This window comes from Shewanella sp. SM68 (genome assembly GCF_025653925.1).
Classification (GTDB): Bacteria; Pseudomonadota; Gammaproteobacteria; order Enterobacterales; family Shewanellaceae; genus Shewanella; species Shewanella oncorhynchi.
This window is the reverse complement of the sequence record NZ_JAKKRU010000003.1, coordinates 255,994-282,065: the sequence shown is the minus strand read 5'-3', so window position 1 is coordinate 282,065 and position 26,072 is coordinate 255,994. Positions and strand designations below refer to the sequence as shown.

Sequence of the window (26,072 nt, the reverse complement as noted above, 5' to 3'; positions counted from 1 at the left end):
AATTGTTATTCTTTTGACTTAATTGGCGCTTTACCTTTTACCTTGGCTTTGAGCGCTGCCAGTTCTGCATTCACAGAATCTTCCGCTTCTAGCGCCGCAAACTCATCGGCTAAGGTCTTCTTGCTGCCAAGATCGTAAGATTCAACTTGGGCTTCTAAGCCTTCGACACGGCGCTCATATTGCTCAAACTTGAGCATAGCATTGTCGATCTTGCTTGAATCTAGCTGCTTTTTCACTTCTAAGCGTGATGACGCGGTTTGAGTGCGCAAAATAATGGTCTTTTGACGCGCTTTTGCATCGAGCAGCTTTTCTTGCAACATGCCCACTTCATCTTTCAAGCGTGCGATATGTTCATCGATGACGGCTAACTCTTGATTCAGCGTATCTGCTAAACCGGTCGCTTTTTGTTTTTCAACTAAAGCGGCTTTCGCTAAGTCTTCACGGTCTTTGGACAGTGCCAGTTCAGCCTTATCTTGCCAATCTTGCACTTGCTCTAACACGCGGTTGATACGACGTTGCAGCTCTTTCTTTTCAGCTAACACTTTAGCTGAGGTAGAACGCACTTCAACGAGTGTGTCTTCCATTTCTTGGATAATCAGTCGAACCATTTTTTCTGGGTCTTCGGCTTTATCCAGCAATGCGCTGATATTAGAGTTAATGATATCGGCGAAACGAGAGAAAATTCCCATAATCCTATCCTCAAATTGATGTTGGTCTCGTATAAGGTAATACACTAACCGTGCCAACTTTAACTTCTTATTTAAATACAGCAAGTTAAACAAAATATTAACTTTTACTTCCTTTTACGCTTCAAGCCACTTATTATCATTTTCACCAAATTTTAGCGCGAAAGACTAAAAAATATCGTGGATAATAAATTTCAGCAAGACAACCTTATCGGTCAATCCAACGCCCTACTCGAAGTGTTAGAACATGTGTCGCAAATAGCGCCTCTGTCTAAACCCGTACTGATTATTGGTGAACGTGGTACAGGTAAAGAGCTTATTGCCGAACGCTTACATTATCTGTCTAAGCGCTGGGATCAAAGTTTTATTAAGCTAAACTGTTCATCTTTGAGTGAAAATTTACTCGAGAGTGAATTATTTGGCCATGAGTCAGGAGCCTTTACTGGCGCCAAAGGCAAACACGAAGGCCGCTTTGAGCGCGCCGACGGGGGCACCTTATTCCTCGACGAATTAGCCAACACTTCAGGACTTATCCAAGAAAAGCTCCTACGCGTTATTGAATATGGCGAATTTGAGCGGGTCGGCGGCAGTAAAACCGTGCAGGCTGATGTTCGGTTAATCTGCGCCGCCAACGAAGATTTACCATCACTTGCTGACGCAGGCGAATTTCGTGCCGACTTGCTCGATAGACTCGCCTTCGATGTAATCACTCTGCCCCCACTGCGTTGCCGCCCAGAAGACATAATGACGCTGGCGGAATATTTCGCCGTTGGCATGGCGCGCCAATTAAAGCTGCAGCTGTTCAGCGGTTTCAGCGCCCATGCGGTCGAGCAATTAATGACCCACGACTGGCCGGGTAATATCCGTGAACTTAAAAACGTTGTAGAGCGCAGCGTTTACCGTAATGGCGGTGAAAATAGGCCCATCGATCATATTACCCTCGATCCCTTTGCTTCACCGTATCGGCCTAAAACGCGGATCAAGACCCGCGAACGTCAAATCACCTCAGTCGCGCCAACAACTATTGCCAGTACGCCACAATCTGCGCCGACATTTGAGGCTGAAGTGCAAGTCAATACTGAGTATTCAACGAATTGCTTTAATTTTCCGCTGGATTTTAAAGAGCAAACTGAGAAGTACGAAATGGATCTGATCCAGCAGGCACTCTCAAACAGCCAATATAACCAAAAGAAAACCGCCGACATGCTCGGATTAAGCTACCACCAACTGCGTGGCATCCTTAAAAAGTACAATTTACTTGATAAAGCATAAGCAGATTGCCCACGGGGGAGATGCACTGCTAAAATAGCCGTTCATAGTCGATAAAATAATGATTTATAAATGAGTGTGCTAATTAGACGCCTGTGCCTAACAACTGCAGTTTCTTGCATGAGTTGGTTGTTGGTCGCGTGTGGCCCCCAACGACTCCCTTCTGGTTTGGTGTATTGCTCCGAAGGGAACCCTGAGTCTTTTAATCCACAATTGGTGACATCTGGCACAACAATCGATGCCACCTCGCATCAAATTTATAGTCGCCTAGTGGATTATGACACCCAGTCAGGCAAGCTTGTCCCTGCCTTGGCGACGAGTTGGACCATGTCTGATGATGGCTTAAGCTATCGTTTCACTCTCAGGGAAAACGTTCAGTTCCAGCATTCGAAGCGTTTTTACCCAACTCGCCCCTTTAATGCCGACGATGTGTTGTTCTCCTTTAATCGTATTATCGATACCCAGCATCCTTATCATTTTGTCTCCCGCACGGGTTATCCCTTCTTCCAAAGTATTGGCTTTTCTCAGCAAGTTAAAGGGATAGAGAAGATAAACGATCATGAAGTGGTCTTTTACTTAACCCGCAAAGACGCTTCTTTTCTGTCGAATTTAGCCACCGACTTTGCGGTGATCTTATCAAACGAATACGCGCAGCAGCAGTTAGCTTTAGGTCATCCTGAAAACGTCGACCACTTTGCCATTGGTACAGGACCGTTCACCTTAGTGCAATACGCTAAAAACGAATATATCCGCTATCGCCGTAATCCCGATTTTTGGGGAGAGCCAGCAAAAATCGATATGCTGGTATTTGATATCACGCCCAAAAGTACAGTTAGGCTCGCTAAGCTTATCGCCGGGGATTGCAGCGTTTCTGCGCTGCCCAAAGCAGGTGAACTACCTGTTATCAAACAGCATCAAGAATTAAACATCGAATCACAACCAGGTCTTAACGTGGCATTTTGGGCCTTTAATACGCAAAAGCCACCGTTAGATGATGTTCGCGTACGTCGTGCACTGGCCTATGCTGTTGATAAACAAAATATCCTGCGAGCGGTTTATCAAAATACTGCCATTGAAGCCACCGGCGTTCTGCCGCCAGCATCATGGGCCTACGAAAATAACAAAGGACTTGTCGATTACAATCCGCAAAAAGCACGCGACCTATTAAAAGAAGCTGGTATAAAAAATCTCAGCATCAATATTTGGGCCATACCGGTTGCCCGCGCTTATAACCCCAATTCGTTGAAAACGGCCGAATTAATTCAATCCGATTTAGCAAACATCGGCGTAAAAGTGAATATCGTCAGTTACGATTGGAGCGTATTTAATCAGAGACTGAGCCGCGACGACTATGATTCTGTGCTGATTGGCTGGAATGCTGATAACAGCGATCCCGATAACTTTTTTAATCCGCTGCTGAGCTGCGCAGCAATGCAATCAAACAACAATCGTTCTCGCTGGTGTAACCCTGAGTTTGATGCCATCTTAAACAGCGCAAGGGAAGTATCAGATCAAGCGGAACGTAAAGTGATTTATCAACAAGCAGAAGCCTTTTTAGCTGAACAAGTACCTATGCTGAGTCTGGCCCATGCCAAACGTGTAGCGTTAACTCGCAGTGATATCAAGGATATGCAGCTTACGCCTTTTGGTGGGATTTCCTTCACCCATACTAGCCAAGCACCACAGGAGGCGAATTAATGTTTACATACCTACTGCGTCGCCTCAATTTATTTCTTGCTACTTCGTTAGTCATGGTGGGTGTCTTATTTTACGCTACAGGCTTGTTTCCAGTTGAGCGCACCTATGCACTCACTGGCATACATACACCGACGGCGACCCAACTGGTTCAAATAGAACAAGACTACAAATTAGATAAAAACCAAGCGTGGCAATTTATCGCTTACCTACAACAAAGGCTTAGCGGTAATTTAGGGATTTCAGTCACGTCACATCAAGAAGTCGCCGAAGAACTCAGTGCCGTCCTGCCCGCCTCCTTCGAACTTGCTGTGATGGCGGGCATTATCGCAATTTGCTTGGGCGTGCCCTTAGGCGTGCTCGCCTCCCAGAGTCAACATAAGCTCACCCAAAATACCATTATGGCGATTACCCTAACGGGCTACTCTGTACCCGTATTCTGGTTAGGTCTGTATCTTTCGCTTTGGTTTGGCGTCGATCTTGGTTGGTTACCAATTTCGGGACAAATCAATTTGCTCTATGAAATCAAGCCCGTCACTGGCTTTATGCTAGTGGATACCTTGTTGTCAGAGTCTGAATACGGCATGTCGGCATTTAAAGATGCCCTGCTGCATATCATTTTGCCTGCCACAACACTGGCCGTGTTACCTTTTACTGTAGTGGTTCGTAGCACCCGTTCGGCAATGGTGAATGTGATGAATCAAACCTTTATCCGCGCCGCCGAAGCCAGAGGCATGCATGCTGGCACGATTATACTGCGCCACGCCCTGCCCAATGCGTTAATTCCCGTACTTAAACATTTAGGGCTAATGCTTGGCTCATTTGCCAGTTATGCCATAGTGGTTGAAATGATTTTCTCTTGGCCTGGTGTAGGATCTTGGCTAGTTTCAGGGATTTACCAACGGGACTATACTGTTATCCAAGGTGGGATTTTGGCCGTGGCCCTATTGATTATCTTCCTAAGTATCTTGATTGAAGTGCTGCACACAGCCTTTAATCCACTGAGCAGAAAAGACCTTTATGCCACCAGTTAAAATTTATCAAGAAGATCAAATTGCCTCTCCGACTATGCGGGTTTGGATTAACTTTTCGGCTAATCCTTTCGCCTTAGCGGGTCTATGGACGATTGCATTTCTGCTCTTGCTAACCCTGTTTGGCCCTATGATTGCGCCCTTTCCGCCAGAGGCACAAGATCCAAGAGCCTTGCTATTGCCACCCTCTTGGGACCCTTCAGGGACAGTGGCGCACTTTTTAGGGACTGACGATCTCGGCCGCGATATTTTCAGCCGATTATTACACGGCGCGCACTTGACCTTTGGCATGGCGCTGCTGATCGTCGTTACTGCATTATTCACAGGCTTTATCATAGGGTCGTTGTCGGGCATGATGCGGGGCTTAAAATCCAGTATTCTTGGTCATTTGCTCGATGCGCTGTTATCAATTCCTTCATTATTAATGGCCATTTTAGTAGTTGCTGTAATGGGACCAGGGCTTGAAAATGTGTTCTGGGCCGTCGGGATAGCCTTAACCCCACAATTTGTGCGCTCCATACACCAGTCAGTGCATGAAGAATTACAAAAAGAATATGTCACAGCCGCGCGTTTAGATGGCGCGAACTCGATGCAAATTTTTTGGTATGTCATTATGCCAAACGTGTGGGAAGTGGTGATAATTCAAACCACACTTGCCATTTCAGCTGCTATTTTAGATATCGCTGCCCTAGGTTTTTTAAGCTTGGGCGCACAGGCGCCGAGTCCAGAATGGGGTGCTATGGTTGCCCAAGGGATGGATAATTTACTAACCGCGCCTTGGGCCGTAACTATCCCAGGCTTAGCGATTCTTTTCAGTGTGCTTTCCATTAACTTGGTTGGCGATGGCCTACGGTCGGCGCTTGCGCCCATCAGAAACTAACTTATGCCCTTACTCGACGTACGAAATCTAACGATTGAACTCGATACGCCCCACGGTAGAGTGCGGGCGCTAGAAAAAGTCAGCTTAACGCTCAATGCGGGCGAAATTCATGGGCTAGTAGGTGAATCTGGCTCAGGACGAAGTTTGTTAGCCAGAGCGATTTTAGGCATCCCCGGACCCAACTGGACTATTACTGCAGACCGCATGATGTGGGATGGCAATAACTTGATGGCCATGAGCTCAAAAGAGCGCCGTAACCTGATGGGGTCAGACATGGCGATGATCTTCCAAGATCCGTCTGGCAGCTTAGATCCAGCACAAACCGTCGGCAGTCAGTTAATGCAAGCTATGCCTAAAAATCCCAACGCCTATTTTTGGCAACGGCGCAGGCATGCACGGCTTACAGCACAGAAATGGCTGCATAAAGTCGGGATCAAGAATCCGCGGCAGGTGATGTCTAGCTACGCATGGGAATTATCCGAAGGCGAATGCCAAAAGGTGATGATTGCGATGGCGGTTGCTAACCAGCCTCGCCTCTTGATTGCAGACGAACCCACAAGCTCGATGGAGCTCAGCACTCAGGCGCAAATTTTCAGATTATTATCCCAATTAAATCAATTACAAAACGTATCGATTCTATTGATCAGCCACGAGCTGGAAACCTTAGCCCAATGGTGCGATCACTTATCCGTACTCTATTGCGGTCAAGTCATGGAATCTGGGCCGACGGACGAAGTGATTAAGCAGCCTTATCATCCTTACACTAAGGCGTTACTCGAAAATATGCCCGACTATTCAGGCTCAGGTGGTCACAAGGCGATTATGCCTACCCTACCGGGTTCTGCGCCCGCCTTACAGCATTTGCCAATTGGTTGTCGTTTAGGGCCACGCTGCCCTGAAGCACAAAAAAAATGCGTTAATCAGCCAAATTTGAGTCATATCAAAGACCGCTATTTTGCCTGTCATTTCCCTTATCACGGCGAAACCCATAATGACGACCCCACTGCTTAAAGTTAATGACCTTTATAAAAGATATGATACTGGTTATAAGGGCTTTTCCCGCCAATATAACGATGCATTAGCGCCCGTATCCTTTGAACTCGAACGCGGTGAAACCTTAGCGATAGTGGGTGAGGCGGGTTCAGGTAAAAGTACCCTCGCCCGCATTTTAGTCGGTGCAGAGCCCCGCAGCGGTGGTGAAATATTTTTCGAAGGTGAAGCCTTAGACAGCCGCAATGTGAAGCAAAGATGCCGCTTAATTCGGATGATTTTCCAAGATCCGAATACTTCACTGAACCCGCGCCTAACGATTGGTCAATTACTCGATGAGCCGCTGCGTTTCAACACCCAAATGTCAGCGCAATCGCGACACACCCAAGTGGTCGATACCTTACGAAAAGTAGGTTTATTACCCGAGCATGCGGAGTTTTATCCGCACATGATTTCCGAAGGGCAAAAACAACGAGTCGCAGTAGCACGAGCCTTAATGCTCAATCCTAAAATTATCATTGCCGATGAAGCCTTAACCGCATTGGACCTTTCGGTGCGTTCGCAAATTCTTAATTTGCTGTTAAAACTGCAAAAAGATCTCGGCTTGTCTTATATCTTCGTGTCCCATAATCTCAATATTATTCGCCATGTCAGCGATAAAATCATGGTACTGCACAAAGGTGTAATGGTTGAAAAAGCTGATACAGAACAAATATTTAACTCACCAAAACATGAATACACCCAGAGGTTGGTCCAAGAGCAGAGTCTGTTTGTTCACAAACGCTAAACTGCTCCAACCACTTAAATAATCAGGTGAATTGGCTAAAAATAGGTGCCATTTACCCGCCGAAATATTTATCCTATTGGTCATTTTGATAGAAGAAGCTTAAATATGATTATCAAACCAAAAATTCGTGGATTCATTTGTACCACTACACATCCTGTCGGTTGTGAAGTAAACGTTCAAGAACAAATCACCTTAACTAAAGCAAAAGGCAAGATCGCTAACGGCCCGAAAAAGGTATTAGTAGTCGGTTCATCAAGTGGTTATGGTCTGTCTTCACGTATCGCAGCCGCTTTTGGTAGCGATGCCGCAACGATTGGCGTGTTCTTCGAAAAGCCAGGTACTGAAGCGAAACCAGGTACTGCAGGTTGGTACAACTCTGCCGCTTTCGACAAATTTGCTAAAGCGGAAGGTTTATATTCTAAAAGCATTAACGGCGATGCCTTTAGCCATGAAGCTAAACAAAAAGTCATCGAGCTTATCAAGCAAGATCTTGGTGAAATTGACATGGTTGTTTACTCACTGGCATCACCAGTGCGCAAACTCCCTGATTCAGGTGAGCTTATCCGATCAGCTTTAAAACCTATTGGAGAAACTTACACAGCAACTGCCGTTGATACCAATAAAGACTGCATCATTGAAGCCACCGTTGAGCCAGCAACTGAGCAAGAAATTGCTGATACTGTAACCGTTATGGGCGGCGAAGATTGGGAACTGTGGATCAAAGCCTTATCTGAAGCCGGTGTATTAGCCGATAACTGCAAAACCGTAGCCTATAGCTATATAGGTACAGAACTGACGTGGCCAATTTACTGGCACGGCGCCCTTGGCAAGGCCAAGATGGATCTGGACCGCGCAGCAAAAGCGTTAAATGAACAACTGTCAGCCACTGGCGGCAGCGCAAATGTTGCAGTGCTAAAGAGCGTTGTGACTCAAGCGAGTTCGGCCATTCCTGTCATGCCTTTATATATCGCTATGGTATTCAAGAAAATGCGTCAGGAAGGTCTCCATGAAGGTTGTATGGAGCAAATCTATCGCTTATTCAGTGAGCGCCTATTCCGTGCCGATGGTGCAAAACCTGAGACCGACAGTGATAATCGCTTACGTTTAGATGACTGGGAACTGCGTGAAGATATTCAGCAACACTGCCGTAATTTGTGGCCACAAGTGACCACAGAAAACTTATCAGAATTGGCTGATTACCGTGAATACAAAGCTGAATTTATTAAGTTATTTGGTTTTGGTATCGAAGACATTGATTACGATGCCGACGTTAACCCATACGTTGAATTTGACGTTATCGAACTCTAATCAACTCGATAGCGAATCACTGCTTATCACAAACGTTAAACGCCACTTTTTAGTGGCGTTTTTATTTATAACTCCCAGATTAAGATGCGCTACACTAGCTGCAGTTGACCCCTAATAATCCCTCAATAAGGAAAATCAATGAAAATTAGCGCAAGAAACACCCTCAGCGGTACAATCAAATCCATAGAAATGGGCGCTGTAAACAATGAAGTGACAATAGAACTTGCACCCGGTGTCGTACTGACCTCTGTGGTGACTAAAGCTTCCTGTGAGCGCCTAGGGCTCAAAGTGGGTGATTCGGCTTATGCCCTCATCAAAGCCAGCAGCGTAATGATTGGCGTTGATGATTAACCATTCAATTCAGTAACGTGGCGATTGAAGTAATGGAATATGGAGTCTGACAGTGTTGCTATAGCGGATATCCTTCGAACTTCATTGGTAAACTTTATCGAATTAAAAAACAAAAAGGCCAAGTGAACTCACTTGGCCTTTTCTATTTAATCAGTCGGATAGCAAATTTAATTCACTATCCTCACTGAAATTATTCTTCTACAGGGTAAAGCACCTTGGCATTGGCTTTAAGCGAATCGATCAAGCCACGGTAGTCTGCTTCACTGTATTGTGCGTTCAGACGTTGTTTAAGTGCATTAACTAGCTCATCACTCACGCCTTCTGCAGCGTTGACTTTATCCAGTGCAACCACAGCATAACCGTTTGCTAAACCAACGGTATCGACAACAGGAGTTGTACTTGGTGTTGGCATTTGGAACGCTTTGCCTACAATCGCAGCATCAACATCTTGCGCGCCACGGCCTAGTTTCGCTTTAGACACTAAACCAAGATCAGTTGCACCCGCTTTAACTTGTGCCATCAGTTCCTGTGCTTTTGCACGGGCGGCTTCGTTTGCTTGATCTTGCTTCAAGCGCTCAGTGATGTTGGCTTTCACTTCAGCTAAGGCCAAAGTACCCGCATCGTGATGTTCTTTCACTCGGATAACAACCACATGGTTAGGTTCAAGCTCAATCACTTCACTGTTTAAACCTTTCAGCATCACAGTTTCAGAGAAGGCTGCTTTAACTAAGTCAGGCTTGTTTAGCTCAGCAGGTGCGTTATCGCGAGAAAACAGTGCTGTAGTCTTAACATCAACGCCAACAGCTTTTGAGGTTTCAGATAGTGTATCTGGCACTTCATAGCTGGTATCCGCTAATTTACTTTGTAAGCTATAGAACTGGTCAACCGCTTTCTTATCTTGCAATTGAGCCACTATCTTAGCTTTCACATCAGCAAACGGTACAGTCGCGCCAGATTGCACATCTAATAGTTTGATAATGTGGAAACCAAAGTCTGTTTTAACCACCGCAGAATGTTGGCCTTTATTTAATGCAAATAAAGCGGCATCAAATGCGGGGTCCATTACACCAGGTTCAAACCAATCCAGTTTACCGCCCTGCTCTGCACTCAAAGTATCATCAGAGTTAGCTTTAGCCAGATCAGCAAAATCGGCACCGCTATCTAATTGCTTAGCGAGATCTTCAGCCTTGGCTTTTGCTGCCGCTTCATCGTTACCTGGCATAACCAAAATATGCGCGGCAAGACGCTTCTCGTTAGAAACATATTGTGCTTTATGCTCTTCGTAATACGTTTGTGCTTCTTCATCAGAAACTGGATTATTTTTTGCAAAATCAGCAGCATTCAGTTCAACATATTCTAAGCTCACCATCTCAGGGCTCATAAACTGCCCTTGGTTTGCGTCATAATAGTTTTTCACTTGCTCGTCAGTCACAACCGCTGTCGCTAAGAATGGTGCAGAATCGACAATAACATAGCGCACATCACGGGTTTGGCCTTGTAACTCAGCCAATTGCTTAGCTTCGCCAGGTAACACAAATTCAGTACCCACAAGGGCTGCAGTTAACTGACGACGGGTCATATCGACACGCATCATGTCTCTGAAAGTCTGTGGCTGATAACCTAACTGACGCAGAATCGCCTGATAACGATCGTTATCAAATTTGCCATCAGTTTGAAATGCTGGTTCAGCTCTCATTGCAGCAACAATTTGCTCGTCAGATACACGTAGACCCATAGCCTTAGCAGCTTGATCTATCAACTTGTCAGCCACTAAGCGTTCTAATACGCTCTGCTTAATGCTTTGTAAGTATTTTTCGTCAGCAGATAACGCAGCAAACATTTCACCTAGCTGTTGCTCCATGCGAGAGCGCTCGCTCTGGTACGCCTGCTCTAGCTCGGCTTTAGTGATCTTGTCACCGTTCACTTCTGCCGCAGGCACATCAGTTGTTGAACCTAAGTAACTACTGACTCCTGCAAATGCAAAAGATAAAATCACAAGTACGAGAATGCCTTTAGCAATCACGCCTTGCGAACCATCGCGGATCTTTTCTAACATCAGATTTCTCGCTTGTTGCGATTAACAAAATAAAAAGGCGCATCAGGTTGAGATGCGCCTTTCTGTAATTTATGGGGAATATTCAGACGCTACCACTGGTAAATTCTAAAACCCCGAGTAATGGTAGAAATTAAGCTTCATATTCCATTACTTTCAATTCGTAAAAAGCACTGATAAACAGTGCTTGTCATTACGAACGCCTTACAAAGGCTACGATATTAATGATTAATTAACAGCGTCTTTCAGTGCTTTACCAGCTTTGAATGCAGGAATTTTAGCTGCTGCGATTTTGATTTCTTCACCCGTTTGTGGGTTGCGACCAGTACGCTCAGCGCGTTCACGCACTTCAAAAGTACCAAAACCAACAAGAGAAATTTTATCACCTTCTTTCAGACCTTCGGTCACAGCAGCGATAAAAGAATCCAGTGCTCGGCCAGCAGCGGCTTTAGAAATGTCAGCACCAGATGCGATTTTCTCGATTAGTTCAGATTTGTTCATGTCATCCCCTTGAATGTAATTTTTTTGCGCCGCAACCAAATCCGTCTCTAGAGCGGTCTGCGGAGGCTTTTATAACAAGCTTGAATTCAAAGTTCAAGCTGAGTTCGAAAACCAAAGAATTAAAACTGGATACAGCTCAAAGCCAGTTGCGCCAAGGGCTTGGAGCAGCTGGCTCTCCACAGACCTAGGCTACCACAGGTCTGCGCTTTGTTAAGCCCCTTTTTTCATTTTTTTTAACGTGATAGCGCAATTTCTTGCGTTATGCCAAGTTTTTAACCACTTCGAAGCCTTCAACTGGTCTTTCTAGGGCCAGTTTTAACACTTCATCGACCCAACGCACGGGACGAATTTCTAAATCGGCAATCACATTGGCAGGAATTTCTTCCAAATCGCGCTCATTTTCTTTTGGAATAAGCACCAATTTTATGCCGCCGCGGTGAGCTGCTAGCAGTTTTTCTTTCAAACCACCGATAGGTAACACTTCACCACGTAAGGTTATTTCACCAGTCATGGCCACATCGGCACGCACTGGGTTACCCGTTAAGCTGGATACTAACGCGGTACACATAGCCGCACCAGCAGATGGACCATCTTTGGGTGTCGCACCTTCTGGCACATGCACGTGGATATCACGCTTCTCGTAGAAATCCGCATTGATACCTAATTGTTCCGCACGGGCGCGAACAACTGTCATCGCTGCTTGAATCGACTCTTGCATCACGTCACCAAGAGAACCAGTATAGGTTAACTTCCCTTTACCTGGTACTGAGGTTGCTTCAATCGTCAGTAAGTCACCGCCCACTTGAGTCCAAGCTAAGCCAGTCACTTGACCGATTTGGTTCTTAGACTCGGCTTTGCCGTAATCAAAGCGCTGCACGCCAAGGAAAGACTTGAGATTCTCTTGGTTAACAGTCACAGACTTGACCGACTTATCGAGCAAAATCATTTTCACGACTTTACGGCAAATCTTAGACAATTCACGCTCGAGTGAACGCACACCCGCTTCACGGGTGTAATAACGGATAATGCCAACGATAGCACTATCATCGACTTTAATTTCAGTGGCTTTTAAACCATTGCGCTCGATTTGCTTATTCAGCAAATGTTGCTTAGCAATATTCAGCTTCTCGTCTTCGGTGTAACCCGATAAACGAATGACTTCCATACGGTCAAGTAGTGGCCCAGGAATATCCATGGAGTTTGACGTTGCAACAAACATCACATCGGATAGGTCGTAATCGACTTCGAGGTAATGATCGTTAAAGGTCGCATTTTGCTCAGGATCTAACACTTCTAATAAAGCAGAAGCCGGATCTCCGCGCATATCAGAACTCATCTTGTCGATTTCATCGAGCAAGAATAACGGGTTTTTCACGCCGACTTTAGCCATCTTTTGAATGACTTTACCCGGCATAGACCCAATGTAAGTACGGCGGTGACCACGGATTTCCGCTTCATCACGCACGCCACCGAGGGCAACACGCACATACTTACGACCGGTCGCCTTAGCGATCGATTGACCTAGCGAGGTTTTACCCACACCTGGTGGCCCCACTAAACACAGGATTGGCCCTTTAAGCTGACGCACTCGGCTTTGGACTGCCAAATATTCCAAGATACGTTCTTTGACTTTTTCAAGACCAAAATGATCGGTGTCGAGTACTTCTTGGGCTTTGGCTAAATCACGTTTGATTTTAGAGCGTTGGCTCCAAGGCACAGCCGTCATCCAATCGACATAACTGCGAACAACCGTCGCTTCAGCCGACATTGGTGACATCATGCGTAACTTGTTAAGTTCGGCGAGGGCTTTCTCTTTCGCCTCAGCGGGCATGTTAGCCTCTTCAATCTTACGATTTAAGGCTTCAAATTCGTCATGGCCTTCATCTAGGTCACCCAGTTCTTTCTGGATGGCTTTCATCTGTTCGTTCAGATAGTACTCACGCTGACTCTTTTCCATCTGTTTTTTAACGCGAGTCCGGATACGTTTCTCAACCTGTAATAGGTCGATCTCCGATTCCATCATCGCCATTAGATATTCCAGACGTTCGCCGACGTTGACCATCTCAAGCACAGATTGCTTATCTTCAAGCTTAAGTGGCATGTGTGCGGCCATAGTATCGGCCAGACGCGCCGCTTCATCGATACCCGATAAAGAGGTCAAGACTTCTGGCGGTATCTTTTTGTTCAGCTTGATATAACCTTCAAACTGACCAATTGCACTGCGCACTAACACTTCTTCTTCTTTGTCTTCCAGCGGTTCTGATTCCAGATACTTAGCCTTAGCCACAAAAAATTCTGTTTCTTGGGTATAACGGGTAATACGGGCGCGACGACCGCCTTCAACCAGCACTTTGACTGTACCGTCTGGCAGCTTAAGTAACTGTAAAATAGAGGCAACCGTACCCACTTCGAAGATGTCATCTTTTGATGGTTCATCGAGCTCGGCATCACGCTGCGCCACTAAAATAATTTGCTTATCCTGCGCCATTGCCGTTTCGAGACATCGAATAGATTTTTCTCGTCCGACAAATAACGGAATTACCATATGGGGATAGACCACCACATCTCGCAGTGGCAGCACGGGGAGTTCGATATGCGCTTCACGCTCTTGGGTCATAGTTCGATTCCGTTTTGGTGAAATGGATTAATACTGGAGTATATTGGGACGCTTTATGGAGTTTCAATGGCTAATACGAAAAAAGGAGTCCATTGGACTCCTTGTTTTTCAGTTTATTAGCGATCAGTACAATTATTGTTCGCCTGATGCCACTTGGGCCTCATTGTGCTCGTAAATCAAGATTGGGGCAGATTCCCCTTTCACGACTGATTCATCCACAACGGCCTTCACCACACCGTCAACGGATGGGATATCGTACATAGTATCCAGCAGAATACTTTCAACGATGGAGCGTAGGCCACGGGCACCTGTCTTGCGAGACATGGCTTTGTGAGCAATCGCTTTAAGCGCATCTTCGCGGAACTCAAGCTCAACCCCTTCCATCTCAAATAACGCACTGTATTGCTTAGTTAGGGCATTTTTAGGTTGAGATAGAATTTGTACTAAAGCTTCTTCATCCAGCTCAGTCAGAGTCGCAACCACTGGTAGACGACCGATAAACTCAGGGATTAAACCGTATTTGACTAAATCGCCAGGTTCTACTTGTGATAAGGTTTCAGAGATCGTCGCCTTCTCTTTCTCGCCTTTCACCTGTGCACCAAAACCAATACCCGAGCCAACGTGCGCACGTTGCTCAATCACTTTCTCAAGCCCTGCAAACGCACCACCACAGATAAACAGGATCTTAGAAGTATCGACTTGTAAGAATTCTTGCTGTGGATGCTTACGGCCACCTTGTGGTGGAACCGCGGCAACAGTACCTTCAATCAGCTTAAGCAGCGCTTGCTGTACACCCTCACCCGATACGTCACGGGTGATTGATGGATTGTCTGACTTACGGCTAATTTTATCGATTTCATCGATATAAACGATACCACGCTGCGCCTTCTCAACATCGTAGTCGCACTTTTGCAGCAACTTTTGAATGATGTTTTCAACGTCTTCACCCACATAACCCGCTTCAGTCAGCGTAGTAGCATCTGCCATAGTGAAAGGCACATTGAGTGAGCGCGCAAGGGTTTCAGCCAGTAGGGTTTTACCGCTACCCGTTGGACCGATAAGCAAAATATTACTCTTGCCCAGCTCGATACCATCTTTAGGCGATGCATTTTTTAAACGCTTATAGTGGTTATACACTGCCACAGAAAGCACTTTTTTCGCTCTGTCTTGGCCAATAACATAATCGTCTAAATGTGCACGCAACTCATGTGGTGTCGGTAATTTATCGCTATCACGCTTTGGAGAGATTTCTTTAATCTCTTCACGAATGATGTCGTTACATAACTCAACACATTCGTCGCATACATACACTGATGGGCCAGCAATGAGTTTTCTGACTTCATGCTGGCTCTTTCCGCAAAAAGAGCAGTACAGCAATTTACCGCTGTCACCATTATTTTTGTTGTCGCCCATTAATTACCTCATTTGCAGTCTGCTCTACTGCCTGTCTTAAATTTGCTTAACTTTTACAAAGCATAGCTCAGTCAAAAGCAAAAATCAGCCGCGTTTCGTCATCACAGAGTCAACTAAGCCATATTCGACGGCTTGAGTTGCACTCATGAAGTTGTCACGATCGGTATCGCGTTCAATCACTTCGAGTGGTTGACCTGTGTGTTCAGCGAGCATTAGGTTAAGCTTATTTTTAATGCCTAAGATTTCTTTGGCATGAATAGCAATATCTGATGCTTGACCTTGGAAACCACCCAGCGGTTGATGGATCATCACGCGAGAGTTTGGTAAACAGTGACGCTTACCCTTCTCACCACCGGCTAACAAGAAAGCGCCCATACTAGCGGCTTGGCCGATACAGACAGTGCTAACATTCGGTTTGATAAACTGCATGGTATCATAAATCGCCATGCCTGCGGTGACTGAGCCACCAGGAGAGTTAATGTATAAAAAGATATCTTTATCTGGGCTTTCTGATTCTAAGAATAATAATTGCGCCACGATAAGGTTTGCCATGTGTTCTTCAACTTGACCTACCAAAAAGATAATCCGCTCTTTCAACAAACGAGAATAAATATCGTATGAGCGTTCACCCTTAGCAGTCTGTTCGATCACCATAGGCACTAAAGCACTTTGTATGTCTGACGCATTATGCATTATTCACTTCCCTAAATAAAAATGGCTCGCATGAGGAGCCTCATACGAGCCATTATAAATGGCGAACAGCTAATCAAGTCAAGCTTAGCTTATGCGCGACCGGTAGCCTTGTTCATAAATTCTTCAAAAGCGACTTGTTTTTCGGTCACTTTGGCAGATTTCAACAGTGCTTCAACCGCTTGCTCTTCTAAAGCAACGTTGCGCATGTTTTGCATCAGCTCTTTGTTGCTGTTGTAATAAGCAACCACTTCACTTGGATCTTCGTAGGCAGACGCCATAGAAGCGATCAAGCCTTGTACGCGTTCATCTTCCGCTTTCAGTTCGTTAGTCTTGATGACTTCGCCTAATAGCAGACCGATTTTAACACGACGTGCAGCTTGTTCAGTGAACAATTCAGCTGGCAGTTCTGGCATGTTAGCCGATTGGCCGCCAAAACGTTGCATGGCTTGTTGACGCAGAACGTTAACTTCGCCATCGATCAATGCTTTTGGCAAAGTGATATCGTTGTTAGCTAACAGGCCATTGATCACTTGCTCTTTCACGTTAGCTTTTAACGCTTGCTCAAGTTCACGGTTCATGTTTTTACGGATTTCAGTCTTAAGGGCTTCTAAGCCACCTTCGCTGATACCGAACAGAGCAGCAAACTCATCGTTTACTTCTGGCAGGTTAGCCGCTTGCACTTCAGTCAGCGTAATCGCAAACTTAGCCGCTTTACCTTTCAGGTTTTCAGCGTGATATTCTTCAGGGAAGTTCACGTCGATAACAAATTCTTCGCCCGCTTTGTGACCTAAGATACCCGCTTCAAAACCAGGGATCATACGGCCGCTACCTAATTGCAGTTCGAAATCATCAGCTTTGCCGCCTTCAAATTCTTCACCGTCAACTGAGCCAACAAAGTTCATTTTCACTTTGTCGCCATCAGCAGCTTCACGCTCAACAGCAGCGAAAGTCGCGTGTTGTTTACGTAAGGTTTCAATCATAGTGTCAACGTCAGCGTCAGTCACTTCAGCTTTTGGCTGTTCAACTTCGATTGCATCTAAGCCTTTCAGCTCAACTTCTGGATAGATTTCAAAGGTAGCGATAAATTCGAATTTTTCGCCATCAGTAGAACCAGGAACAAAAGTCGGTGCACCCGCTGGGTTTAACTTCTCAGCAATAATTGCTTCGATGAAGTTACGTTGCATCACTTCACCCATGATGTCTTGACGAATCGCTGCGCCGTAACGTTTGTTTATAACAGTAACAGGCACTTTACCAGGACGGAAACCTGGGATACGAGCACGCTTAGCTTCACGTTGTAAACTGTCTTTAACCAGCTTTTCAATTTGTTCAGCAGGAACAGAAATGGTCAGGCGACGCTCTAGGCCTTGGGTTGCTTCAACAGAAACTTGCATTGTTTTACCTCGAAATTTGTCTAACGTCCTTTGTAATAGCCGATTCATCAACTATTCAGGTATTCGTTTCTTGATCATTAAATTTGACTACAATGCCCACCACAACTGGCTTTAGGCACAGGTCGCTCATAGTTGATATCTATCAAGACGCGACATTATAGCCACCGTTTTCTGCAGAGTCGAGCCTCAACAGCCGAATCTGGGGTATAAAAAAAGCGACACAAGGTCGCTTTTTTTAATTTGTACTCAAAGTACTAAAAATGGGGTGACTGATGGGGCTCGAACCCACGACAACCGGAATCACAATCCGGGACTCTACCAACTGAGCTACAATCACCACTGAAACTGGTACGCCCGGCAGGATTCGAACCTGCGACCACCCGCTTAGAAGGCGGGTGCTCTATCCAACTGAGCTACGGGCGCATGGTTTACAGAATTTTCTGTATCCTAACCGATTTGGAAAGCATTTATGCTAACCCTATCACTCGCCTATTTGAGTCCAAATTATCTTTGAATTCATTGAAGCAAACGATAATAAAGTGGTCGGTGATAGAGGATTCGAACCTCTGACCCTCTGGTCCCAAACCAGATGCGCTACCGGACTGCGCTAATCACCGAAGGTCTTACATTTTACTTGGTATCAACTCAGAGGGTTTCCTCTGGTCCACTCTCATCCAAAATCTGGATGCACTATCGGACTGCGCTAATTACCTAAGGTCTTACATGACAGTTTCAGCGCAAGATGAACACATCTGCCTGAGAACGGAGCGCATCTTATCCCCTCACTTTACACCCGTCAACGATTTTTTTATCGTTCGACTCTAGGTGCTGAATTATCAGGCTAATCTGGTTTTTTTTATCCACTTGGCAACGGCTTTAACCATGACACAGTAGCTGTGCCCTGTTAAAATAGCCACGATTGCCAATCTCTGTGTTAACTACTGTTTTCACCATCGCCCATATAAAGGATATCCTACACCCATGACAGCCCAAATAATCGACGGCAAGGCGATTGCTCAATCCATCCGCACTAAGCTCAGCGAAAAAGTCACCGCCCGCAAAGAGGCTGGACAACGCGTACCGGGTTTAGCCGTAATATTAGTGGGAGCCGATCCGGCATCACAAGTTTATGTTGGCAGTAAACGTAAGGCTTGTGAAGAAGTTGGATTTCTTTCTCGTTCATACGATTTAGAAACAAACTGCACTGAAGATGAATTACTCAACCTGATTGATAGTCTGAATGATGATCCGACCATCGATGGCATCTTAGTGCAACTGCCATTACCCACGCATATCGAAGACTCAAAAGTCATCGAGCGTATCCGCCCAGATAAAGATGTCGATGGATTTCACCCGTACAACGTCGGTCGTTTAGCCCAGCGTATTCCGGTGCTGCGCTCTTGTACCCCAATGGGAATAATGACACTCATCAAATCCACCGGCGTTGATACCTATGGTTTAGATGCTGTTGTGGTTGGCGCATCGAATATTGTCGGCCGCCCAATGACCTTAGAGTTGCTGCTGGCTGGCTGTACCACCACTACTTGCCACCGCTTCACTAAGAATCTCGAGCAAAAAATCCGTCAGGCAGATCTCGTGGTCGTTGCTGTGGGTAAACCTGGCTTTATTCCTGGCGAGTGGATCAAGCCCGGCGCTATCGTCATTGACGTAGGCATTAACCGTTTAGATAACGGCACCTTAGTCGGCGATGTGCAATATAACATTGCAGCGCAAAATGCCAGCTTTATCACTCCAGTCCCCGGCGGTGTTGGCCCGATGACGATTGCAAGCCTATTAGAAAACACCTTATATGCTGCCGAGCAGTATCATGACTAGGTTCTAGGTTCTAGGTTCTAGGTTCTAGGTTCTAGGTTCTAGGTTCTAGGTTCTAGGTTCTAGGTTCTAGCAAGCATAAAAAAACCTGCATGATGCAGGTTTTTTATTTACTGAAGATTTTCTTGAATTAAAAATATAGCGAATAAGCTTATTTCTTACGCCAAGTGGTGCCACTTGGACCATCTTCAAGCACAACGCCCAAAATATCTAAACGATTACGCGCCACATCCGCAGCAGCCCAATCCTTTTCGGTACGAGCACGGTTACGCTCAACGATTAAGGCTTCGATTTCGGCCACTTCATCGTCACTACCGCCGCCTTGAAAGAAGGCCTCTGGCTCTTGGCTTAATAGACCTAACACATCCGCTAATTGCTTCAAGGTGACCGCTAACGCAGATGCCTGTGCCATATCGGTCAGTTTTAAACGATTGATCTCACGCACCATGTCAAAAAGGACTGAATAGGCTTCAGGTGTATTAAAGTCATCATCCATCGCCGCTTTAAACTTAGCGACAAACTCTTCTGCAGGCGCCGCAACGACAGTTAAGTCGACATCTTTAATCGCCGTATACAAACGCTCTAAGGCTGAACGCGCTTGTTTCAAGTTATCTTCTGAATAGTTCAGTTGGCTACGATAATGGCCCGATAATAAGAAATAACGCACAGTTTCAGCATCATAGTGACCAAGCACATCTCGAATGGTGAAGAAGTTGCCTAAGGACTTAGACATCTTTTCACGGTCAACCATCACCATGCCAGTGTGCATCCAATAGTTGACGTATGGTGTGTCATGGGCACAGCAAGACTGGGCGATTTCATTCTCATGATGTGGGAACTGTAAGTCAGAGCCGCCGCCATGGATATCAAAATGCAAACCTAAATGTTTGCTGTTCATGGCCGAACATTCGATATGCCAGCCAGGACGACCCGGTCCCCATGGAGATTCCCACGTTGGTTCGCCAGGTTTAGACATTTTCCACAACACAAAATCCATTGGATTTTGCTTGGTTTCGTCCACTTCAACCCGAGCACCGGCTTGCAGTTGATCTAAATTCTGGCCCGATAAACGGCCATAATCAGGATATGAGGCCACGCTGAAAAGCACATCACCATCGCTCGCCACATAGGCATGACCACGGGCGAGTAATAACTCAACCATGTCGATGATTTCAGCAATGTGAAGGGTCGCGCGCGGTTCAAAATCGGGGCGCAACATATTTAAGGCATCGAAGTCTTGGTGCATTTCACCAATAAGACGCTCGGTTAAGGCTTCACAGCTTTCGTTATTCTCGTTAGCGCGCTTGATGATTTTGTCATCAACATCAGTAATATTGCGCTGAAAATTCACTTCATAACCCGCGTAACGCAGGTAGCGCACTATCATGTCGAAGGAAACAAAAGTACGGCCATGACCAATATGACAGAGATCGTATATGGTCACACCACACACGTACATCCCAATTTTCCCGGGATTAATTGGCTTAAATTCCTGTTTTTGGCGGGTAATACTGTTGTAAATCTTCAACATCGATATTCTCTTCAATGATACATTCAGGTGTAAAATCAAGGAGTCAGTCTATCACGGCCTGACAGGTTTTGAATACTGCACTTTGCGCGCAATCCGAGATAAGTTAGAATCGCGCCACTATTTACACTGAGTATGAAAACATGATCACATTACACACTAATTTGGGCGACATTAAACTGCAACTGAACGCTGAGAAAGCGCCGTTAACAGTAGCAAACTTCATGAAATATGTTGACGAAGGTTTCTTCGACGGCACTATCTTCCACCGTGTGATAGACGGTTTCATGATCCAAGGTGGTGGCTTCAACGAAGACATGAGCCAAAAGCGTTGTAACGAGCCAGTGAAGAACGAAGCCAATAACGGTTTATCAAACCGTACTGGTACTGTCGCTATGGCGCGTACTTCAGATCCACATTCAGCTACTGCGCAGTTCTTCATTAACGTGAACGACAACACTTTCCTCGATTTTAAATCAGAAACCTCACAGGGCTGGGGCTACTGCGTATTCGGCGAAATCGTTGAAGGCATGGACATTATCGAAAAAATCAAGGCCGTTAGCACTGGCAACCGTGGTATGCATCAAGATGTGCCATTAGAAGCCATTGTGATTGAAAAAGTCAGCGTCGCGGCATAATACGGCGAATGCGAACTCTATTTATAGGCGATCTGCACCTGAGTGCAGATCGCCTTGATATCACCCAAGCGTTCACTCGCTTTCTCGACACTGAACTCGATGATGCTGACGCCCTTTATATCCTAGGCGATTTGTTTGAAGTCTGGGTTGGTGATGATATTGCCTTGCCTTTTGCCCTAGACATCGCCGAAAAACTCAAGCAAGTATCACAAAAGTTACCCGTGTATTTTATCCATGGCAACCGTGACTTCATGCTAGGCAAACAATTTGCGCGCGCCGCAGGCATGCAAATTTTACCCGAAGTCACTCGCCTCAATTTATACGGTGTCGACACTGTAATTTTGCACGGCGACAGCTTATGTACTTTAGATAAGGCCTACCAACGCTTTCGAAAACTGCGCAGTTTATCGCTGTCTCGTTGGCTGTATGGTTGTTTATCCAAGAAAACCCGTCAGGGCATTGCTGATAAAATTCGCAGCAAGAGCAAGAACAGCAATAAGCAAAAAAGCTACACTATCATGGATGTAGAGCCCAATGCGGTCGATGTGTTATTTGCCAAGACACACACTAAGCATATGATCCACGGTCATACCCACAGACCAGCCATTCATCAACTTGCTAATGGCTGTAAGCGTATAGTGGTTGGCGATTGGTATGAACAAGGCAGTGTGCTCAGTGTGAGCGCTGAAGGGATTAATTTACAGTCCTTACCCTTCGACCCTATGATGACCTAAAGGCATTGGCTTAAGTAGGCCTCATTTAGTGTTACTTAAGCTTAAATAGCTTAAATTTTTAGCTTTAATAGCTTGAAAATACTGTGATTAACGGTTTTTTAGAACCGTTAATCGTTTCAGCTATATGGACTTAACTCTACTCGTTTGGGGAAGCAAAACCGTTCAAATTAATTTAATAGAGGCGACCCACTGTGGAAACGAAACTCATCATCCTGCGCCAAAATCAACTCCGCTTCTAACTCGCCAAAGTACTTCACTCGCTCACTAATATCCTCAGGTGAAACCAACTGAGCTAACGCAAGATAATCTTGATAATGTCGCGCTTCAGAGCGCAGCAGTGACACATAAAACTTACTCAGCTCACCGTCTAAATAAGGCGCGAGTTTAGCGAAGCGCTCGCACGAGCGAGCCTCAATATATGCCCCTACAATCAACTTATCCCGCAAAATATCTTTCTCATGGGTTGTCACATGACTCATCATCCCCTTGGCATAACGACCCGCGCGAATATTGCGGTAATCAATACTGCGCTTGTGCATTAAATCCAATACTTGTTCAAAATGATGAAACTCTTCTTTAATCAAGCGGATTAAAGGTGAAACTAAATTCGCAGCAAACTTAAAGTTGGGCTTAGGTATAAGGTCAGTTACCAACTCATTCTTTTTCACATCACGGGCTAAAAAACTTTCCACATCATGTTCTTGCGAATAAATAAACTCTTCATAGGGTTTAGCCCACGCCAACAGAGCTCGACCACTATCTTTATCTAACGCATATTTTCGTAGCAAAAAAATCGCTGTCTGAGCGGCTTTTAACTCACAGTTACAATGGTCGATCAGCAACTCATCCAAGGAATCTGATTTTATCGCAACATCAATCCAAGTTTGCGGTGTTTCACAGTGAAGAAATGCGTGGATGGGGGCAAGAAGTTGCAGCATGGACTCACTCAATATCATTCTGAATATCGCACTATTTTACGCATATTTACTCATAAGCTATAGCATTAGGCTTAAGTAAACTTGACGCGCTGAACTTTTTGTTCAATAAATAATCTACACTCTAAAGAACTGAGATCCTGATCACACAGCCTCTCACTTCTCTATGTGTAACCAATCGATGGATAAAGAGACAGGACACTATTTTAACCTCGATTGTAGAGCTGTTATCAGCTCGTCTGACGTTTGGCGAGCCATTCATCAATGCTGAACAAGGATAATTATAATGATACTGAATCACTTAATGGGGCTATACACTCATCCAAAACAAGAGTGGCAAACAATTGAAAAAAACCATGAGGCACTGAAAAGTAGCTTGAGCCATGTAGTACTTATCGCCTTAATTCCGGCGGTGTGCAGCTATATAGCTACAGCTTACATTGGCTGGAATCCTGGCGCTGGCGATCCTATTTACCTTACACCACAAAGCGCCCTGTTTATGTCCGCAGGCATGTATTTAGGCCTGATTGCAGGTGTATTCGCCCTTGCCTATTTAGCCTATTGGATGGCAAAAACCTTCGATGCTAACCCAACTTACACCCAAGCATTAGAGCTCGCGTCCTACACTGCAACCCCATTGTTTATGGTCGGTTTAGCCGCATTATATCCAGTGCTATGGTTTATCATGATAGTGGGGTTGATTGGTTTAGCCTACTCAGTGTATTTACTGTACGCGGGGGTGCCTATCATTATGAATATCCCTGAAGAGAAAGGTTTTATCTACGCCAGCTCTATGGTGACTGCAGGCTTAGTACTCTTGGTGGGGCTAATGGCAACTAGTGTCATTTTATGGAGCTTAGGCTTTGGTCCTATGTACCAATAACCATTTTAATTCATCACAAATTTAATCAACAGCAACTCAAGCTCTGCGTCGCAATTGATTTGTAGCAGAAAATAAAAAAGAAGGCCGTCAAGGCCTTCTTTTTTGAGTTGAATTAACGCTCTGAGCGATTTAGCAGATCTGTTTGACTCATTCAGTCAAACAGATCCACTTAAGCAAAATCACTCGAAAGAATCACGCAGCGCTACGGTTAAGTTAAACACTAAATTATCCGACGATGAATCTTTGCTGTCAGCGCAGAAATAGCCTTCACGCTCAAACTGATAGGCTTGTTCCGCAGGTGCATTCACTAAGCTTGCTTCTGCAAAACCTTGTACAACGATCAATGATTCAGGGTTTAACACTTCATCCACAGTCTCTGCCGCAGCAGGATTAGGATCGGTAAATAAACGCTGATAGAGACGGAATTCAGCAGGCTTGGCTGTAGATGCCTCAACCCAATGGATCACGCCTTTGACTTTACGGCCATCTGCAGGGTTTTTACCTAAAGTTTCAGGATCATAAGTACAGTAAACCGTCGTGATATTACCTTCGCTGTCTTTGTCACAACGTTCAGCTTTAATCACATAGGCATTACGTAAACGCACTTCTTTGCCTGTAACTAAGCGTTTGTATTGTTTGTTGGCTTCTTCTTTAAAGTCAGCCACATCGATCAATATTTCTCGGCCAAAGGCTAATTCACGCGTCCCCATGCTCTCATCATTTGGATGAGCGGCCGCTTGAATGTACTCAAGTTCACCTTCAGCATAGTTTTCAATGATGACTTTCAATGGACGTAATACGGCCATCGCACGCGGTGCATGTTCGTTCAATTCTTCACGAATACACGCATCTAACATGCCGACTTCAATCATATTCTCTTGCTTAGTCACGCCGATACGTTGGCAGAACTCACGAATTGAAGCCGGTGTGTAACCACGGCGACGTAAGCCTGCAATCGTTGGCATACGTGGGTCATCCCAACCTGACACGAGTTTACGGGTCACAAGGTCGTTCAGCTTACGTTTAGACATCAAGGTATATTCGAGATTTAAGCGGGAAAACTCGTATTGACGAGTACGATTCGGCGCTTGAAAATCGTTCAAATTATCCAACACCCAATCATATAAACGACGGTTGTCTTGGAACTCTAATGTACATAAAGAGTGGGTAATATGTTCTAACGCATCAGAAATACAGTGCGTGAAGTCGTACATTGGGTAAATGCACCACTTGTCACCTGTTTGATGATGATGGGCAAAACGAATACGGTAGATGATAGGATCGCGCATACACATGAATGGCGATGCCATATCAATTTTGGCACGCAATGCGCACTCGCCTTCTTTAAAACCACCGTCGCGCATCTTAGCGAATAAGGCGAGGTTTTCTTCGACAGATGTGTCGCGGAAAGGACTGTTTTTACCTGGCTCTTTTAACGTACCACGGTATTCGCGGGTTTCATCAGCATTTAAGAAACACACATAAGCCAAACCTTTATTGATCAGTTCAACCGCATATTGATGTAACTGATCAAAATAGTTTGATGAATAGCGAACATCCCCATCCCACTGGAATCCAAGCCAACGCACATCCGCCTGAATAGAATTTACATAATCAATGTCTTCTTTTTCAGGATTAGTATCGTCAAAACGTAAATTACACAGACCGTTATAGTCTCGCGCTATCCCAAAATTTAAGCAGATAGATTTAGCATGACCAATATGAAGATAGCCATTCGGTTCCGGCGGGAAACGAGTCTGTACACTCGTGTGCTTACCGCTTTGTAAATCTTCATCTATGATATTACGAATAAAGTTACTCGGACGTACTTCAGTGTCCACATGACTCATGGA

General features: G+C 45.2%; 22 protein-coding genes and 3 tRNA genes. 12 read left to right on the top strand and 13 right to left on the bottom strand.

What is annotated here, in order from left to right; translation table 11 throughout:
* Nucleotides 1–5: 5 nt before the first annotated feature.
* A complete protein-coding gene (pspA, locus tag L5M40_RS06785; protein WP_028760458.1) occupies nucleotides 6–689 on the bottom strand; it encodes a phage shock protein PspA in 684 nt (227 codons plus the stop codon).
* 177 nt (nucleotides 690–866) lie between these two features.
* On the opposite strand from pspA, the gene pspF reads away from it, so the two are divergent.
* The 8 genes from pspF to L5M40_RS06745 all read left to right on the top strand — a co-directional run bounded on the left by pspF (nucleotide 867) and on the right by L5M40_RS06745 (nucleotide 8,997).
* A complete protein-coding gene (gene pspF / locus L5M40_RS06780; protein ID WP_263175957.1) occupies nucleotides 867–1,958 on the top strand; it encodes a phage shock protein operon transcriptional activator in 1,092 nt (363 codons plus the stop codon).
* A 69-nt stretch (nucleotides 1,959–2,027) separates the two neighbouring features.
* Nucleotides 2,028–3,653, top strand: coding sequence for an ABC transporter substrate-binding protein (locus L5M40_RS06775; protein WP_263256441.1), 1,626 nt, complete (start codon nucleotides 2,028–2,030; stop codon nucleotides 3,651–3,653).
* Nucleotides 3,653–4,684 (top strand): ABC transporter permease, encoded by a 1,032-nt coding sequence (locus L5M40_RS06770; protein WP_263256440.1) that lies wholly within the window; start codon nucleotides 3,653–3,655, stop codon nucleotides 4,682–4,684. The genes L5M40_RS06775 and L5M40_RS06770 overlap by 1 nt, the downstream gene beginning before the upstream one ends.
* A complete protein-coding gene (locus L5M40_RS06765) occupies nucleotides 4,671–5,561 on the top strand; it encodes an ABC transporter permease subunit (protein WP_105252931.1) in 891 nt (296 codons plus the stop codon). Before L5M40_RS06770 ends, L5M40_RS06765 begins: the two co-directional genes overlap by 14 nt.
* Nucleotides 5,562–5,564: 3 nt before the next feature.
* Nucleotides 5,565–6,572 carry an oligopeptide/dipeptide ABC transporter ATP-binding protein gene (locus L5M40_RS06760; RefSeq protein ID WP_113938851.1) on the top strand — a complete coding sequence of 336 codons (1,008 nt, stop codon included), beginning with the start codon at nucleotides 5,565–5,567 and terminating at the stop codon, nucleotides 6,570–6,572.
* Nucleotides 6,553–7,338, top strand: a complete 786-nt coding sequence (locus L5M40_RS06755; protein WP_105252932.1) for an ATP-binding cassette domain-containing protein — start codon at nucleotides 6,553–6,555, stop codon at nucleotides 7,336–7,338. The genes L5M40_RS06760 and L5M40_RS06755 overlap by 20 nt, the downstream gene beginning before the upstream one ends.
* A gap of 105 nt (nucleotides 7,339–7,443) precedes the next feature.
* On the top strand, nucleotides 7,444–8,646 hold the full coding sequence (gene fabV / locus L5M40_RS06750) for an enoyl-ACP reductase FabV (RefSeq protein WP_263256439.1): 1,203 nt from the start codon (nucleotides 7,444–7,446) through the stop codon (nucleotides 8,644–8,646).
* Nucleotides 8,647–8,784: 138 nt separating this feature from the next.
* Complete coding sequence (locus tag L5M40_RS06745) at nucleotides 8,785–8,997, top strand: molybdopterin-binding protein (RefSeq protein ID WP_006085368.1); 213 nt, start codon at nucleotides 8,785–8,787, stop codon at nucleotides 8,995–8,997.
* Nucleotides 8,998–9,187: 190 nt separating this feature from the next.
* Here the strand turns inward: L5M40_RS06745 and L5M40_RS06740 are convergent, their stop codons facing one another.
* The 9 genes from L5M40_RS06740 to L5M40_RS06700 all read right to left on the bottom strand — a co-directional run bounded on the left by L5M40_RS06740 (nucleotide 9,188) and on the right by L5M40_RS06700 (nucleotide 18,285).
* A complete protein-coding gene (locus L5M40_RS06740) occupies nucleotides 9,188–11,053 on the bottom strand; it encodes a SurA N-terminal domain-containing protein (protein ID WP_263256438.1) in 1,866 nt (621 codons plus the stop codon).
* A 225-nt stretch (nucleotides 11,054–11,278) separates the two neighbouring features.
* Nucleotides 11,279–11,551, bottom strand: coding sequence for a nucleoid-associated protein HU-beta (gene hupB, locus L5M40_RS06735; protein ID WP_006081127.1), 273 nt, complete (start codon nucleotides 11,549–11,551; stop codon nucleotides 11,279–11,281).
* 259 nt (nucleotides 11,552–11,810) lie between these two features.
* The gene (gene lon / locus L5M40_RS06730; RefSeq protein WP_263175960.1) at nucleotides 11,811–14,168 is read right to left on the bottom strand and encodes an endopeptidase La; all 2,358 of its coding nucleotides are present in this window, start codon (nucleotides 14,166–14,168) and stop codon (nucleotides 11,811–11,813) included.
* 132 nt (nucleotides 14,169–14,300) lie between these two features.
* Nucleotides 14,301–15,581, bottom strand: coding sequence for an ATP-dependent protease ATP-binding subunit ClpX (gene clpX, locus L5M40_RS06725; protein ID WP_028760467.1), 1,281 nt, complete (start codon nucleotides 15,579–15,581; stop codon nucleotides 14,301–14,303).
* An 84-nt stretch (nucleotides 15,582–15,665) separates the two neighbouring features.
* Nucleotides 15,666–16,274, bottom strand: a complete 609-nt coding sequence (clpP, locus tag L5M40_RS06720; protein ID WP_063883148.1) for an ATP-dependent Clp endopeptidase proteolytic subunit ClpP — start codon at nucleotides 16,272–16,274, stop codon at nucleotides 15,666–15,668.
* Nucleotides 16,275–16,363: 89 nt separating this feature from the next.
* Nucleotides 16,364–17,668, bottom strand: coding sequence for a trigger factor (gene tig / locus L5M40_RS06715; RefSeq protein WP_028760469.1), 1,305 nt, complete (start codon nucleotides 17,666–17,668; stop codon nucleotides 16,364–16,366).
* A 261-nt stretch (nucleotides 17,669–17,929) separates the two neighbouring features.
* Nucleotides 17,930–18,005 (bottom strand) — tRNA-His (locus tag L5M40_RS06710).
* A 9-nt stretch (nucleotides 18,006–18,014) separates the two neighbouring features.
* Nucleotides 18,015–18,091: transfer RNA gene (locus L5M40_RS06705), tRNA-Arg, on the bottom strand.
* A 117-nt stretch (nucleotides 18,092–18,208) separates the two neighbouring features.
* Nucleotides 18,209–18,285 (bottom strand) — tRNA-Pro (locus L5M40_RS06700).
* Nucleotides 18,286–18,649: 364 nt separating this feature from the next.
* Between L5M40_RS06700 and folD the strand changes: the two genes are divergently transcribed.
* Nucleotides 18,650–19,504: a bifunctional methylenetetrahydrofolate dehydrogenase/methenyltetrahydrofolate cyclohydrolase FolD gene (gene folD / locus L5M40_RS06695; protein ID WP_263175961.1), complete on the top strand. Its 855-nt coding sequence runs from the start codon at nucleotides 18,650–18,652 to the stop codon at nucleotides 19,502–19,504.
* Between the two features lie 148 nt (nucleotides 19,505–19,652).
* Here the strand turns inward: folD and cysS are convergent, their stop codons facing one another.
* The gene (cysS, locus tag L5M40_RS06690) at nucleotides 19,653–21,032 is read right to left on the bottom strand and encodes a cysteine--tRNA ligase (protein WP_263138180.1); all 1,380 of its coding nucleotides are present in this window, start codon (nucleotides 21,030–21,032) and stop codon (nucleotides 19,653–19,655) included.
* A 140-nt stretch (nucleotides 21,033–21,172) separates the two neighbouring features.
* On the opposite strand from cysS, the gene L5M40_RS06685 reads away from it, so the two are divergent.
* Both L5M40_RS06685 and L5M40_RS06680 read left to right on the top strand, forming a co-directional pair.
* On the top strand, nucleotides 21,173–21,667 hold the full coding sequence (locus L5M40_RS06685) for a peptidylprolyl isomerase (RefSeq protein ID WP_198572192.1): 495 nt from the start codon (nucleotides 21,173–21,175) through the stop codon (nucleotides 21,665–21,667).
* A gap of 8 nt (nucleotides 21,668–21,675) precedes the next feature.
* Nucleotides 21,676–22,401, top strand: coding sequence for a UDP-2,3-diacylglucosamine diphosphatase (locus L5M40_RS06680; protein WP_105252938.1), 726 nt, complete (start codon nucleotides 21,676–21,678; stop codon nucleotides 22,399–22,401).
* Nucleotides 22,402–22,568: 167 nt separating this feature from the next.
* On the opposite strand, the gene miaE is transcribed toward L5M40_RS06680, so the two are convergent.
* Nucleotides 22,569–23,339, bottom strand: coding sequence for a tRNA isopentenyl-2-thiomethyl-A-37 hydroxylase MiaE (gene miaE, locus L5M40_RS06675; protein WP_028760473.1), 771 nt, complete (start codon nucleotides 23,337–23,339; stop codon nucleotides 22,569–22,571).
* Between the two features lie 283 nt (nucleotides 23,340–23,622).
* On the opposite strand from miaE, the gene L5M40_RS06670 reads away from it, so the two are divergent.
* Entirely contained in the window at nucleotides 23,623–24,219 is a 597-nt protein-coding gene (locus L5M40_RS06670; RefSeq protein ID WP_105252940.1) for a Yip1 family protein, read from the top strand.
* A 179-nt stretch (nucleotides 24,220–24,398) separates the two neighbouring features.
* On the opposite strand, the gene glnS is transcribed toward L5M40_RS06670, so the two are convergent.
* Nucleotides 24,399–26,069, bottom strand: a complete 1,671-nt coding sequence (gene glnS, locus L5M40_RS06665; protein WP_219252886.1) for a glutamine--tRNA ligase — start codon at nucleotides 26,067–26,069, stop codon at nucleotides 24,399–24,401.
* Nucleotides 26,070–26,072 lie beyond the last annotated feature (3 nt).